Raw genomic sequence first — 14,510 nt, forward strand, 5'->3', positions numbered from 1 at the left:
CGACCCCTCTTTACACTTATTTACTCATAAACATACTCTTTAGACGATTTGTCAGAGTATCTTCCTTTCTCTTCTCTTCACTATTTTTTCGGAAAGAAATCTGGCGGATGAATTCATCCACATCCACACTATCTTGCATTTCTCCATAAATAGGAAGTTTATCTTGATAAGCGTAGAACAAACCCAAACAAGTCGTTAACGCCGCATCTCTTCCCCCTAAAGATTCAGGAATATAATTACGAGTTTCCACTTGGAGGCTCTTATTTAAGAGTTTCACAAAACCCTCTTGTTCTCCACCCTCACCATTAACTATAACAGTACTTTCACCTGTTTTCAATATTGGTGAGCAAGTATTTACAACAGTTTCTATCCACTGGTTCACTCGATTTAAAATAGATTTCATGAAATCTTCTTCACTTAGAAGAACCAACTCTTCATTTTTTAACTTCCACATATGAATTGGATTTTTCGAAAAGACTTCCTTATCAATTTGTGTACCATATTTCAGCAATTCGACTGCCATTTCTTTGCTTAGACCATATTCATCCATAATCGGTTGAACCATATCCACTAAGCCACCTTGGAATAAGACAGAATTTTGTAACTTGCCTCTATAAATTTGATTTAAAGTTGTCGAATCATATTCTAAATCAATAGAAATAATTTGACGATTTAAGGAAGCCTCAATCAACGCGGCCTCTTTAGCAATCGCAAAGCCTGATACAAATAAATCCATTAAATTTAAACCGGCTTTTTGAATAACTGTTGCAATATCATAAGCCAACTTCTTATCCACAAAATACAAATCCACATCCACGGTTAATTGTGAACAACGATCACCAATAGGCACTTTTCTAGTGCTAATACCATTCACTGTAAAACGCGAGGCTGTGCATTGAACCCGAACGTATTTATCGCCATATTTTAGTGTTTCCGCCTTTTGGATTGCGTTTTGAATATCTTTAACCGTTATCACTCCATCAAAGCCCTCAATATCCACCTTTTGTTTGGAATTCAAATGTTTGAAATGATACGAAGGAACTGCCGCAATAACACCCCTGATATTCATCTTTAATTTTTCTTTTACTTGTTGTAGTGCTTTATGAATTCCTGCCACTAAAGCATCTTGGTTTTCAACGCCTTTATAGTTTATTCCTTGGCAAGGAATACGAACCACTTGCAGAATATGAAACCGAGTATTAAAAAATTCTCCAACCACTAAACGGATTTCATGACTCGCTAACTCTAGGCTTGCGTATATTTGTTTCTGATTCACTGAAAGACTCCTTTCACCGTTTCTATATTACCATAGCCTTTCTATTTTAGACTACTTTTCCAACGCAATTGCAATTCTTTCGTTTTCCAATAAATGATGAATTTGTTTCAAAGTGATGATAAGAGCTGGAAACAAGAACAAATCCGCTCCTAACCACGCTACTTGGTCCGCCCAAGTAATGGCATGATAACCAAAATCTTTTACAAAAGCCACACTCACAACCACACGACCAATCATTTCAATTATCCCACAGAAGATAGCACGATTCGCATAACCTAAGCCTTGAATACTCATTCGGATAACATTTAAGAAACCAAGTAACCACCAACCGTAGCCCATTCTTCTTAAATACAAAGCCGAAGCTTCTAAAACTGCATAACGATTAGCATTTACAAATAATAAACTTAACTTCCTACCAAAGAAAATCATAATAATACCCGATAGAATGGAATAAGATAGCGCAAGCTGTACGCCTTTGCGAATTCCTTCATGAATACGATGTTCTTCCTTGGCTCCATAGTTTTGCGAAACATATGTGGATACAGCCGTACCAAAAGCATCAAAAGGACTCAGCATAAATTGTTTAATCTTTAAACCGGCTGTAAAACCGGACACATATAAAGTTCCTAAGCCATTGTTTGCCGCCTGAAGAACCATTGAGCCTATCGCCGTAATAGAATATTGAAGTCCCATTGGTACGCCCATACCCAACACTTTCTTTGACATCGACCGGTGAAACCTTCTTTCTTGTTCACTCATATGTAAAATAGTGAGTTTTTTACGAATCAATAGAAAACATAAGATACCTGAGATGGCTTGTGAAACGACCGTCGCAAAAGCGGCCCCAAAGACCCCCATTTTTAATATCACAATACAAAAAATATCTAAGAAAATATTCAAGATGGCTGATAAGGTTAAAAAGTAAAATGGTGTTTTAGAATCCCCTACAGCTCTTAAAAGGCTTGATAAAAAGTTGTATAGAAGTGTAAATGGAATACCAATGAAAATCATATTGATGTATTGATAGGTATCTTGATAGATTTCACTTGGGACTTGTAAAGTATGCAAGATAGGATGGCATAATAAGATAGTTAAACCAGTTACGACCACTGAAAAAATAGTCGTCCAAAAAATACCTTGATATTCATATTGACGCATTCTTGAAAGTCGGTTTGCCCCAAACTCTTGAGCAATGGGAATCGCAAAGCCAACCATACTACCTATACAAAAACCAAGCACAAGAAATTGAACTGAGCTCGTCGCTCCTACCGCAGCCAGAGCATTCGGTCCTAAAATTTGACCAACAATAGCCGCATCCGCCATGTTGTACGTTTGTTGAAATAAATTTCCCAACAATAAAGGAATACTAAACTCCAATATCAATCGAAAAGGATTTCCCTTCGTCATACTTTTTGTCATAGATTTACCACTTTTTCTAACTTCTATTTAGTATAAGCCAAAGTACCGTTGCTTTTCCAAGCATTCTCTGTTTCATGCTTGCAAAGATTTCTTTTTTTTGATAATATTGTCAGGCATTCAAAAACAGGTAAGGAGGTTATGGTATGTCTAGAGTTTGCGCTATATCCGGTAAGAAAGCTTTATATGGAAACAAACGTTCTCACTCATTACGTGCTACACGCCGTAAGTGGAATGTTAACTTACAAAAAGTTCATATGATTGTGGATGGCAAGCCACAAACACTACGCATTTCTGCTCGTGCCCTTAAGACCTTAAAGGCAGAACAAAGATTTAGTGAAGCTGAATAAACCTCTTTCGAGGTTTTTTATTTTGCCTAAAAAAGGACTTTTAGACACCCTCTTCATCTTCACATTGCATACACAACACCAAACCTTTTTCGACAATAAGTTTAATCTCATCTTGAAGAAATTGGTTGGATGTCGCAAATAAATCCTCTTTTGTTAAGCACAATTTTCTTAATGGATATAATAATCCTTCTGCACTTAGCTCACAACTATCATTGGTTAAAAAAGAAAGGTATTTATATTCTTTTTGAATACAATACTTACCGACCGGTAATACTTTTAACACTTGATGTTTACTCCGTATTTCAACTCCGGGATAACGATATAAAAGACCAATATTGACTAACTCATGATCCATTCTACCGCCCAGTGCTCCCCAAAGAACAATCGATGTGTATCCTTTTTCATGTAAGAGTTTTAGGGCTGCTGAACTATCGGTATCCTCTTTTAGAACTGGCAATACAATGGTTTCTTTGGCATACTTTCGTATCGTATCTAGCTCTTCCGTTGAATCAAAATCACCAATCGCTAATTCCATTGAAATGTGATGACTCGCTAGAAAAGAAGCCCCATAATCCACACCAATCCAATCTACCTCTTTATATTCCGGCAGTTCTTGAACTCTTCCTAAGACAACTATGGCTTTTCTCATCGTAGACTTTGAACTCTTTCTTCAATATTCCCTTTAAAGACATAAGAACCAGCCACCAACACCGTTGCCCCTTTTTCTTTACAAAGACGAGCTGTTTCTGGATTGATTCCTCCATCTACTTCAATTTCAAATTTACCATTATGCTTCGATAATTGGTCAATTTTATCTAAAGCACTCGGCATAAAGGATTGACCACCAAAGCCCGGCTCTACCGACATCACCAACACAATATCCACTTTATCTAAGTAAGCCTCAATAGCGGAAACGGGGGTCTTTGGTTTAATGGATATACCAACCTTAACCCCTTGTTTATGTAAGGTATCAATAAACGGTTCTATTTCTTCTTTCTTTAGTGCTTCTACATGAAAAGTAATCGCATCCGCACCAGCTTCAATAAAAGCTTTGGCATAAAAGATAGGATCACTCACCATTAAATGCACATCAAAAAATTTATTACTGCTAGAACGCAAGCCTTTCACCACATGGGGTCCATAACTTAGGTTTGGCACAAAATGACCATCCATGATATCCATGTGAATCCATTCGGCACTGGATTGATTTAATTCATCCATTTGTTGGGAAAAATCATTCATTTGAATAGCTAAAATAGATGGCGCAATAATCATCGTTTCATCCTCCTTGTTTCCTCTATCATGAGAGTTAATACTTGTAAATACGATTGATAACGTGTTTTAGAAATACAACCTTGGGCAACCGCTTCTTTGATGGCACAATCGGGTTCATTTTCATGTAAGCAATCATTAAAGCGACATTGATGAACATAAGGCTCAAAGTCCGGAATATAACCAGCAATATTTTTTATTTCTAAATGGGCAAAGCTTAAAGAACTAAAACCCGGTGTATCAGCGACTAGACCACCCGCCACTTCATGTAACTCCGTATGCCTTGTGGTGTGTTTTCCTCGACCTAAAGCTTTGGAAATTTCTTGTGTTTCAAGTTGAAAATTAGGATCCAATGTGTTTAATAAAGTCGATTTGCCAGCTCCACTTTGACCCGTTAAAACGGTTATTTTTCCTGCTAAAGTATGTTGAATGGCCGGATTAATAAATCCCTTTTCACAGCGGATTACCAACATTCTTCCTGTTTCATATTCCTTAATTTCTTTTTCAACATAATTTGGATATTCCAAATCTGTTTTTGTGATTACAAGAATCGGTTCAATGCCCGCCGCTTTAATAAGTATGGATAAACGGTCAATTAAGGCTGTAGAAAAATTAGGATCCACCACCGACATTACAATAAAAGCTTGATCCACATTCGCAATAGCTGGGCGAATTAAAGAATTACGCCTAGCCAAAATAGATACAATCACATAACAATCAGCTTGTTGAATAACCTCAACCATATCGCCAACCACAGGTGAAAACTGAAGACGTACCTTCCCTGCTACACGAGCTGAGACTTTTTCTTTTGTGTCTTCTAAAAATACACCATAATTTTTTGAAACAATTTTAATAATTTTCGCTTTCATTTCTCACCTAATAAAAGAATAAGGTCACATAATTATTTTTCTTTTGAACAAACTTCGTTCCTACTTTTGGATTCGTATCGACCACAATACCGACTTGAATTTTATCCAATTCCCCTTGTGTCATTTGACTTGTATCGCGATTAGAGCGACGAACATTAAAGCCCATTGCCTCCAATTCTTTCGCCGCTTCATCCACCGTTTTACCAATAATATCCCTCGGAATAACCTTGGTTAAATACGCTATATAATCCAAGCTAATTTCTGTTTCTTTTGTTGGATCGAAGAGACTGTCGGCACTTAAGCCCGATTGAGCAATGATTGTTCCTGGTGTTCCTTTCCCTTTTTTGGCATTCATCCGAATTTTTAGTTTTGGATAAACCGATAGCTTCTTTTGCACGTCCTCCACATCTTGACCAAGGTAGTTTTCAATCAGCACCCCTTTACCACTAGATACAACCAAAGTTACTTTTGTTCCTTTACGGACTTCATGACCGCTTTCAATATCAGCCCCACTAACTTGGTCAGCTTCATAATCACCGGATAGGGCTCGTTTTATCTTTGTTTCATCAACACTTAATCCAGCTTCTTTTAATCTTTGTCTGGCTTGATTAAGTTCTAAGCCAACAATATTTGGCATCGTTGTTTTCACAAAGTAACGATGATAGATAAAGCCCGTTAAAACAAGTAGACTAAGTACAACTAGACCAATACAAACAGCTTTTGTAAAAAAGGAATTCTTTTTCTTTTCTTTTTCTTTTTTTGGAAATGATTTTGGTACATAAGGTTCCACATCTGAATCCTTTGTGTATAAACAAGTTCCTAAATCAGCCAATAGTTCCTCACAATTCGCATAACGATTCTTACGATCTTTCGCCATGGCTTTTAAGCAGATATTATCAATTGCCAATGGAATTTTATTGTTACGACTACGAAGCGATGGCACCGGTTCACGTAAGTGCTTCATCGCAATTTGAATGGCTTGTTCCGCCTTATAAGGAACATCCCCTGTTAACATCTCATAGAAAACAACCCCTAAAGCATAGATGTCGGATTGGGGTGTAGCCGGATCTCCCTTCGCTAATTCGGGGGCTAAATAATGAACAGAACCCATCACATTATTAGCTCTCGTTAATTGTAAATTCCCTTTCGCAATCGCAATCCCAAAGTCTAATACTTTAATTGTTCCATCACTTTTTACAATGACATTTTGTGGTTTAATATCACGATGAATAATTCCTTTCGCATGCGCACAAGCCAATGCGAAGGCCAATTGCTTTAAAATATCGACAGCTTCTTCCAGAAACAAAGGCGCTCTTTGGCGAATAATTTCTTTTAAGTTTTGTCCTTTTAAGTATTCCATCACAATGTAATGATGACCTCGATATTCCCCTACATCATAGATTTCAACAATATTACTATGAGCCAAAGAGGCGGCCGCTTGAGCCTCTCTTTCAAAACGAACAATGCTTAAAGCATCCTTGCTTAAATCACTGTGTAAAATTTTAATCGCAACCTGACGGTTCAAAATCATATCAACAGCTAAAAAGACATCTGCCATTCCCCCTTTACCAATGTGTTGAATGACTTCATAACGATTCGCAATGACATTCTTTTGGTTCATAAATCATCACCTCGTAAATCCACAATAATCGCTGTCACATTATCAAAGCCACCCACTTGGTTCGCCGCATCAATTAAACGTCGTGCTTTCTTAGCTACAGGAATAGTGTTTGAAAATAAGATCGATTGGATGATTTTTTGGTCCACATAGGAATGCAAACCGTCGGAACAAAGAAGAACCCCTTGAACACCCGAGAAACCGTGAAACTCATCAAAGCGAACATCCCGCCAAACACCTAAAGCATTCGTCAACATGTTCTTCTGCTGAGAATGTTTCGCTTCTTCAACCGTCATTTCGCCTTTACGCACTAAATCATTCACATAAGAATGATCTTGCGTAATTTGTTTAAAACGACCATCCGCAAACCAGGCATACGCTCTCGAATCACCAATATTCACAAACCAACATCCCAACTCACAAACCAAAAGAGCACAAAGCGTTGTTCCCATACCTTGATAATTGAGATTACTTTGTGCATAGTGAAAAATTTGGGCATTCGCATGACCGATGGTTGTACGAAACCATTCATGAATTTGATTAGCGTCATTGAATTTTGAAGACGACGAAAAAGCTTCACACATCATAGATACCGCAATGCGTGAGGCAATATCTCCTCCTCTATTTCCACCAATACCATCAGCCACAACCGCTAGAACGTCTTTACTCTCATTGGTCGCAATCGCATAGGAATCTTGGTTACTTTTACGGACGAAACCTTTGTCTGTTATTCCATAGTACTTCATACCCGTATTTTACCCTTTTCATGTTTCGCTCTTAATTGACCACAAGCCGCGTCAATGTCATCCCCATGTTTCTGACGAAGGGTTGCTTTGACACCATGCTTCATAATGACATCATAAAAATGCAAGGCTGTTTTATCATCGGTCGATTCATAACCTTTTTCATCTACTTTATTATAAGGAATTAAGTTCACATAAGCATTCATTCCTCGCACTAAGTTCGCTAATTCAATCGCATGTTTATCCAAATCATTCACTCCATGTAATAAAATATATTCAAAAGTGATACGACGATTATTACTTTCACTATATTCCCTTAAAGAGTCCATAAGTTCAGCCAGTGGATAACGATGATTGATGGGCATTAATTGATCACGTAAAGCTTGATTTGGTGCATGCAAAGAAATAGCTAAATTATATTGGTAATGTCCCTTTGAAAATGCACGAATTTTCGGTACAATACCGCAAGTCGAAATCGTAATGTGACGAGCACCAATACCTAAACCAATATCCTGATTCGCTGTTTCGCAAAAACCTAAGACATTATCGTAGTTATCAAACGGTTCCCCCGTTCCCATCACAACAACATTACTAATCCGAAGATTTTCTTTATCCAATTCTTTTTGAACGTACATTAACTGCCCCAGAATTTCTCCTTGGCTTAAATCCCTTTGTTTCTTAAGAAGTCCCGATGCACAAAAAGTACAGCCCATATTACAACCCAATTGTGAAGTCACACAAAGACTTTCACCAAAATTAAAGTGCATTAAAACCGTTTCGACACAACTACCATCTTCTAAAGCAAATAAATACTTTCGCGTTCCATCTTTTGCGACCTGACACATCAATTTTTTGATTGGCATAAGGATAAAACGAGTCTTAAGTTCCGCAATAAATGAAGCTGGTAAATCACTCATTTCTTCAAAATCCAATACTCTTTTACGATACAACCAGGTGAATAATTGTTTGGCCCGATATTTCTTTTGTCCTAGTTCTAAAACCAATTCCTCTAATTGACTAAGTGTTAAATCATATATTGTTTGCATAACTTTGATTTTACCATATCTTTCTTCTTTCTTCTTAGCTTTGCATAATAAAAACCATCGCTTCCTTCTTTCGGAAAAAGTGTTTTTTCACTCACTAATTGAACTTCTTCATGTTTATCTAAAAAATTTTGGATTTGTTTATGATTTTCCTTTTGATTTAAAGTACAAGTGCTATACACCAAAATACCATCTTCTTTAAGATATTGTACATTGATTTCTAATATTTTGGCTTGTAATTGTTGTATTTCATCCAGAGAATTTGGACTAATGTGATAGCGTATTTCCGGTTTATGACTTAAGTCTCCTAGTCCTGAACATGGTACATCCAGTAAAATACGATCGAAATGGTTCAGCCAATCGCTTCTTAAACAACCGGCATCTTGTTTTAGGGTATGAATAATCTTAGTACCTGTTTGTTGGGATAATTGATTAATAAGCTCTAAGCGATGTGGGTAAATATCACAACTAATAATCTCGCCTTCATTATCCATATAAGTAGCGATTTGTTGAGACTTAGTACCCGGGGAAGCACAAGCATCTAATACCGATAGTCCACTTCGCAAATCTAATTCCGGTACAACCAATTGGGAATGACGGTCTTGAATTAACACTTGGTGGGATTGAAAAGCTTTGGTACTAAGGATATTACCTTCATAAGAAACACATTCATTCTCATAGAAAGTAAAGTCTTTTAAATCCTCTTTCTTGTCTGAAAAAGGATTGATACGACCATAGACTTTCGATGGTTTTTGATTTTCTTCAAGGATTTCTAAGGTTTTTTCTAAACCATATTGGGCTAACCATAAGCGAATTAACCATTCCGGATGGGAATAACGAAGCGCCAAGTCTTTGGGCTCATTACCTCTTGGTTCAATCCAATCGGCTTGAAAAACTTTACGCAACACGGCATTCACAAAAGATTTTTCTTGTGGCTTAACAAGCTCTACACTGGTATTAACAATCGCATAGTCCGGCACTTTCATGAAATGGTGCTGATAAATTGCCATCACGAATAAAACATCGATTTTCTTCTTTACTTTTTTCACAAAAGCTTTGTATTGTTCTTGTAATAAAAAGTAATGGCGTAAGGTACCATACACCACTTCTGTCACAAAGCCTATACTACCATCCACTTTTAGCTTCTTTAAACTCAAAGAGGCATAAGCATGGTCATAGAGCACTTTTTCTAAGATTTGAACAATCACTTCTCTTTCTTTCATATCTACTCCAAATACAAAGGATTAACATCAATCTTCATCCCCTGTAGCTTTAAATCTGTTTGTTCTAAAAACGATTTTAACTTTTCTAATAAATCATCTAAATATTTTTCTTTAACAACAATGCGATAGCGGTATAAATCCTGTTTCTTTAATAAAGCGGCAATCCCCAAGCTGAAACAAATTTGACTGATTTCATAATTGAATTTTTCTACTAGTCTACGTACTTTTTCTTCTTTTTTTCCTTCAAAAACAAAGCTGATGAAAGAGGTATAAGGTGGATATTTCGCTAGATGGCGATATTTCATTTCTTGTCTAAAGAAGCTTTCATAGTCTTGTTGAATAGCAGATTGGATTGCGAAATGGTTTGGGTTATACACTTGGAAAATGACTTTTCCTTTTTTCGCTCCACGACCACTTCTTCCCGCCGCTTGCATCAACAAATTAAAAGTATATTCACTACTTCGATAATCACTTCTTTGTAGACCGTCGTCCGCATTTATAACACCCACTAACGTTACATTTGGAAAATCCAAGCCCTTCGCAATCATTTGGGTACCAACTAGAATATCGGCTTTTTGTTCACCAAAGGTCTCTAAGATTTCTTTATGGGCATTTTTTCTTTGTGTACTATCAAAATCCATACGCAATAATTTCGCTTCTGGAAATTCTTCCTGTATGCGCTCGCATAAACGTTGTGTACCAAAGCCATAACCACTAAACCCATCTTCACTGTAACAGTGAGGACATCTTCTTGGTATCATCATTTCAAATCCACAACTATGGCATTTCATTTTTCGACTATCTGAATGATACGATAAAGCTAAATCACAATGTGGACAGGTCAATACTTCTTGGCAAGATTTGCATCTCAACAAACGATTATATCCGCGTTTATTTAATAAAAGAATGGCTTGTTCTTTTTTCTTGAAAACTTCTTTTAAAGATTGTTTCAAATCATCGGATAAGATATAGTCTTTTCCCTTACGGATTTCTTGGCTCATATCCACTAGATTTACTTGAGCCATTTCTTGCCCAAACCGATTTTTTAAAGGGACTAGTTGATAAACAGCTTTTAGTGCTTTCGCATAGCTTTCTAAAGCAGGCGTAGCAGAGCCTAAAACCACCGGGCAGTGATGGATTTTAGCTCTTTCAATTGCCACATCACGACAATGATAGCTTGGTTGGACATCTTGTTTATAGGAAGGATCGTGTTCCTCATCTAAAACAATTAAACCTAAGTTTTGAAATGGTAAAAAAATAGCTGAACGAGTTCCTACAATGACTTTTAAAGCACCTTGTTTTACAAGTTGGTATTGTTCATAGCGCTCTTGTTCATTTAAACCAGAATGGTATACACCCAATTGTTGTCCGAAAACACGAGAAACACGTTGAATCATTTGCGGTGTCAAACCAATTTCCGGCACTAATATTAAAACTTGTTTATCATCTTGGATAACATCTTTCGCTAAATGAAGGTAAACTTCGGTTTTACCCGAGCCGGTTTGACCATATAAAAGATGGACACCCTCTTTTTTTTGTATTAAACGATAGGCTCTTTCTTGTTCATCATTCAAAGGATATAAGGCTTCTACTTCTTTATCAGCTTGTAAAAAGGATAAGCGTTCACGACTTTTTTTCACAAGAACAGCTTTATCCATTAATGTTTTGACAATAGATGGATATTGTTTCCGAAGGTTTGTATACAAAATAGAGGGATGTTCTCTAACGTATTCAACACATTGACTTTGTTTTGGAGTTAAGGAAAGAGATGTATCTCCTATTTCAACAATTTGTTCTAAAACAACCGATTTCCATTTTCCTTTCACTCTTTTTTTATTAGTCATCATCACTTGAAAACAAGCAATGGTGGTGGATAAAGTTCTCTCTTTTAGCCATAAAGCTAACTCATAAAGTTCTTCGTTTAAAACTGGCTCTTCATCTAAAATCTGTTCAATTTCTTTGACTTGATAACCAAGTTCTTGGCTTAATTCCTCGATAGTCCCATCATATTCTTCACTATGATCCACAAAAGCCATCCGTCTTGAGAAATTGCCAAAAGGCACATAACAACGTATTCCCCTTTCAATTGGTACTTCTGAACCATATGTAAATAAAAAATCTAAAGAATGTACCGCATTTTCAATCCAACATTCAACTTTATACATAATCCTATTATAACAAATAAGCGCCCTCACCTCATCGGTAATCCTAAAGTCATTGACGAGTTATAAATATGAATTGAATCTCTGCAATTGGATTTCTTCTTTTCATTTGTGTACAAAAAAGCGTTCCGGTGCTTAAAACTCCCCCATCAACAAAAAAAAATCCTACTAGGTTAGTAGGATTCAGTTAAAACATCATCTAAAGGAATATCTTGGCTTTCACAAGCAATGAAGTCCACTTCTTGTGCTTGAAAAGCTAGACCTATTTTTAATTTAGCTTCTTTTAAGACACAATCATAATAGCCTTTACCATAACCACAACGATTTCCATGACAATCAAAAGCACTCAATGGCACCAACACCACATCCATATCAGCGATAGAAACTTCTTTGCCGGGAATTGGTTCTAAAACACCGAAATCACTTTTTCCAAGTTGCTTTGAACAATAAGGATAAAAATGAAGTGTTCCGTTTTCCACTCTAGGTACGTATAAATCCAAGTCCTTTTGTTTTAAAAGAAAACTCGTATCCACCTCATTTCCCATTGAAATATAGAGTGCTACTTTTTTCTTTCCTTGCAACAAAGTCAACGCTTTTTCTTGAATAATTTGGCTATATAATTGCCTATCTTTAGCACTAAGAAGATTTCTTCTAGCTTGTCCTAATTGTCTAGCTGTTTTCTTATCCAATGGAACCACTCATATCTAGTTTCAATAACTGATTTAATTCCACCGCATATTCCATTGGCAGCTCTCTTGTGAATGGTTCTAAAAAGCCCATTACAATCATTTCTGTGGCTTGTTCTTCATTTAAACCACGTGACATCAAATAAAACAATTGATCTTCTGAAATCTTAGAAACTTTAGCTTCATGTTCAATGGTTGAAGTGTTATTTAAATTAATATCCACTGGAATAGTATCTGACTTAGAACGATTATCTACTAGTAAAGTATCGCATTCAATATGCGATTTCGCATGATTTGCCTTTGGCAAAATTTTAATTTCATCGCGGAAATTCGTTACTCCACCATTTCTGGAAACCGACTTAGAGATAATGGAAGACTTCGTGTATGGTGCCGCATGAATCATTTTCGCTCCTGAATCTTGAACTTGATTCTTAGAACCCACCGCAATTGAGATACAAAGACCGCTTGCTCTAGCTCCTGCCAGAATACAAGAGGGATACTTCATGGTAATACGAGAACCAATATTACCATCAATCCATTCCATCGCTCCATCTTCTTCCACCTTAGCTCGTTTTGTGACTAAGTTAAGAATATTACCGGACCAGTTTTGCACCGATGAATAGCGACATTTAGCTCCTTTACCAACAAACACTTCTACTACCGCCGCATGTAAAGAATCCTTGGAATACTGTGGGGCTGTACAGCCTTCCACATAAGAAATTTCAGCCCCATCATCAACGATAATAATAGAACGCTCAAATTGACCCATCGATTCCGAATTGATACGGAAATACGATTGTAAAGGCTTTTCAAGCTTCACTCCTGGAGGCACGTAGATAAAACTTCCTCCTGACCAAACCGCTGAATTCAAAGCTGCTAACTTATTATCCCCGGGCGAGACAATCGTAGCAAAATATTTTTTAAAAAGAGCAGGATATTCTTTTAAAGCGGAATCAATATCTAAGAAAATAACGCCCTTTTCTTCCACCTCTTTTAACATGGAGTGGTATACCGCTTCCGATTCATATTGCGTTGTGACACCTGCTAAGAAATCTCTTTCAGCCTGTGGTATACCCAATTTTTCAAAGGTGTTCTTTACCTCTTCCGGTACATCATCCCAAGATTTTTTAATTTCCTCTGAAACCTTTCTAAAATAAGTAAAATCCTGAAAATCAATGTCCTGTAAATCCGGTCCCCATTTGGGTAATTTTAATTCTTCAAAAACATGAAAGGCTTGCACTCTTTTCTCACACATCCATTCCGGTTCATTCTTCGCTTTTGAAATTTGCCGAACCACGTCCTCGTTGATGCCTTTTCCTGTGTCAAGGATGCTTGTAACTTCATCATGAAAACCATATTTATAGTTATCTTGGGATGATAAGACTTCTTCATTATTTTCTACCATTCTCATCCTCCTTTTCTAATAATTTTTGAATCGCTGTCCAACCAATGGTGGCACACTTAATTCGGTTGGCTTGGCGATACACATTTTTTAACGCTATCGCTTCTTCAAGTGTATCCGGATTATATTCTTCTTCATGTACCATATGTAAAAAATTCGTAATCAAAGCTTGGGCTTCTTCTTTTGTTTTGCCAATCAATAAATCCGACATCATCGAAGTAGAAGCGGTCGAAATAGCACAAGCCGCTCCTTCAAAATTAATATCTAAAATCTTACCATCGGCAATCCTAGCTTCGACTGTTATATCATCAATACAACTATCACTGGCCATATGAACCGATTGATAAGTTTCTGCGCGCACTAATTTATGATGATGCGGGTATTGGTAATGATCTAAAATCAATTCTCTTAACACATTCGGCTGATCCCGATATTCTGAATTTCCCATAC

Annotated in this window: 14 protein-coding genes; 1 reads left to right on the forward strand and 13 read right to left on the reverse strand. The window is 36.8% G+C overall.

The genetic code is table 11. The features are described 5' to 3' along the window. Positions 1-16: 16 nt before the first annotated feature. Complete coding sequence (locus JOS54_RS04250) at positions 17-1,276, reverse strand: cell division protein FtsA (RefSeq protein WP_203244398.1); 1,260 nt, start codon at positions 1,274-1,276, stop codon at positions 17-19. A gap of 51 nt (positions 1,277-1,327) precedes the next feature. After that, positions 1,328-2,695 carry an MATE family efflux transporter gene (locus tag JOS54_RS04255; RefSeq protein WP_203244399.1) on the reverse strand — a complete coding sequence of 456 codons (1,368 nt, stop codon included), beginning with the start codon at positions 2,693-2,695 and terminating at the stop codon, positions 1,328-1,330. 143 nt (positions 2,696-2,838) lie between these two features. Here JOS54_RS04255 and rpmB point away from each other — a divergent pair, with 143 nt between their 5' ends. Continuing rightward, positions 2,839-3,042 (forward strand): 50S ribosomal protein L28, encoded by a 204-nt coding sequence (rpmB, locus tag JOS54_RS04260; protein WP_203244400.1) that lies wholly within the window; start codon positions 2,839-2,841, stop codon positions 3,040-3,042. A 40-nt stretch (positions 3,043-3,082) separates the two neighbouring features. On the opposite strand, the gene JOS54_RS04265 is transcribed toward rpmB, so the two are convergent. From JOS54_RS04265 to sufU, 11 genes are all read right to left on the reverse strand, one after another. Then, a complete protein-coding gene (locus tag JOS54_RS04265) occupies positions 3,083-3,691 on the reverse strand; it encodes a thiamine diphosphokinase (RefSeq protein ID WP_203244401.1) in 609 nt (202 codons plus the stop codon). Then, positions 3,688-4,317 carry a ribulose-phosphate 3-epimerase gene (gene rpe, locus JOS54_RS04270; protein WP_203244402.1) on the reverse strand — a complete coding sequence of 210 codons (630 nt, stop codon included), beginning with the start codon at positions 4,315-4,317 and terminating at the stop codon, positions 3,688-3,690. The genes JOS54_RS04265 and rpe overlap by 4 nt, the downstream gene beginning before the upstream one ends. Further along, complete coding sequence (gene rsgA / locus JOS54_RS04275) at positions 4,314-5,183, reverse strand: ribosome small subunit-dependent GTPase A (RefSeq protein WP_203244403.1); 870 nt, start codon at positions 5,181-5,183, stop codon at positions 4,314-4,316. The genes rpe and rsgA overlap by 4 nt, the downstream gene beginning before the upstream one ends. Before the next feature lie 7 nt (positions 5,184-5,190). Beyond that, a complete protein-coding gene (locus JOS54_RS04280) occupies positions 5,191-6,804 on the reverse strand; it encodes a protein kinase (protein WP_203244404.1) in 1,614 nt (537 codons plus the stop codon). Beyond that, a complete protein-coding gene (locus JOS54_RS04285; protein WP_203244405.1) occupies positions 6,801-7,547 on the reverse strand; it encodes a Stp1/IreP family PP2C-type Ser/Thr phosphatase in 747 nt (248 codons plus the stop codon). Before JOS54_RS04285 ends, JOS54_RS04280 begins: the two co-directional genes overlap by 4 nt. Then, positions 7,544-8,590 (reverse strand): 23S rRNA (adenine(2503)-C(2))-methyltransferase RlmN, encoded by a 1,047-nt coding sequence (gene rlmN / locus JOS54_RS04290; RefSeq protein WP_203244406.1) that lies wholly within the window; start codon positions 8,588-8,590, stop codon positions 7,544-7,546. Before rlmN ends, JOS54_RS04285 begins: the two co-directional genes overlap by 4 nt. Further along, a complete protein-coding gene (rsmB, locus tag JOS54_RS04295; RefSeq protein ID WP_203244407.1) occupies positions 8,569-9,810 on the reverse strand; it encodes a 16S rRNA (cytosine(967)-C(5))-methyltransferase RsmB in 1,242 nt (413 codons plus the stop codon). The genes rlmN and rsmB overlap by 22 nt, the downstream gene beginning before the upstream one ends. A 2-nt stretch (positions 9,811-9,812) precedes the next feature. After that, complete coding sequence (gene priA / locus JOS54_RS04300) at positions 9,813-11,975, reverse strand: primosomal protein N' (RefSeq protein ID WP_203244408.1); 2,163 nt, start codon at positions 11,973-11,975, stop codon at positions 9,813-9,815. A gap of 170 nt (positions 11,976-12,145) precedes the next feature. After that, positions 12,146-12,661, reverse strand: a complete 516-nt coding sequence (locus JOS54_RS04305; RefSeq protein ID WP_203244409.1) for a 5-formyltetrahydrofolate cyclo-ligase — start codon at positions 12,659-12,661, stop codon at positions 12,146-12,148. Beyond that, positions 12,654-14,063, reverse strand: a complete 1,410-nt coding sequence (gene sufB, locus JOS54_RS04310; protein WP_238928323.1) for a Fe-S cluster assembly protein SufB — start codon at positions 14,061-14,063, stop codon at positions 12,654-12,656. The genes JOS54_RS04305 and sufB overlap by 8 nt, the downstream gene beginning before the upstream one ends. After that, a complete protein-coding gene (gene sufU / locus JOS54_RS04315) occupies positions 14,050-14,508 on the reverse strand; it encodes a Fe-S cluster assembly sulfur transfer protein SufU (protein WP_203244411.1) in 459 nt (152 codons plus the stop codon). Before sufU ends, sufB begins: the two co-directional genes overlap by 14 nt. Positions 14,509-14,510 lie beyond the last annotated feature (2 nt).

Origin of the sequence: Bulleidia sp. zg-1006 (assembly GCF_016812035.1) — a bacterium.
GTDB lineage: Bacteria > Bacillota_I > Bacilli_A > Erysipelotrichales > Erysipelotrichaceae > Bulleidia.

Coding starts and splice junctions, on each gene's coding strand:
- JOS54_RS04255 (WP_203244399.1), bottom strand. CDS start 2,695: ATGACAAAAAGTATGACGAAGGGAAATCCTTTTCGATTGATATTGGAG.
- rpmB (WP_203244400.1), top strand. CDS start 2,839: ATGTCTAGAGTTTGCGCTATATCCGGTAAGAAAGCTTTATATGGAAAC.
- JOS54_RS04265 (WP_203244401.1), bottom strand. CDS start 3,691: ATGAGAAAAGCCATAGTTGTCTTAGGAAGAGTTCAAGAACTGCCGGAA.
- rpe (WP_203244402.1), bottom strand. CDS start 4,317: ATGATTATTGCGCCATCTATTTTAGCTATTCAAATGAATGATTTTTCC.
- rsgA (WP_203244403.1), bottom strand. CDS start 5,183: ATGAAAGCGAAAATTATTAAAATTGTTTCAAAAAATTATGGTGTATTT.
- JOS54_RS04280 (WP_203244404.1), bottom strand. CDS start 6,804: ATGAACCAAAAGAATGTCATTGCGAATCGTTATGAAGTCATTCAACAC.
- JOS54_RS04285 (WP_203244405.1), bottom strand. CDS start 7,547: ATGAAGTACTATGGAATAACAGACAAAGGTTTCGTCCGTAAAAGTAAC.
- rlmN (WP_203244406.1), bottom strand. CDS start 8,590: ATGCAAACAATATATGATTTAACACTTAGTCAATTAGAGGAATTGGTT.
- rsmB (WP_203244407.1), bottom strand. CDS start 9,810: ATGAAAGAAAGAGAAGTGATTGTTCAAATCTTAGAAAAAGTGCTCTAT.
- priA (WP_203244408.1), bottom strand. CDS start 11,975: ATGTATAAAGTTGAATGTTGGATTGAAAATGCGGTACATTCTTTAGAT.
- sufB (WP_238928323.1), bottom strand. CDS start 14,063: ATGGTAGAAAATAATGAAGAAGTCTTATCATCCCAAGATAACTATAAA.
- sufU (WP_203244411.1), bottom strand. CDS start 14,508: ATGGGAAATTCAGAATATCGGGATCAGCCGAATGTGTTAAGAGAATTG.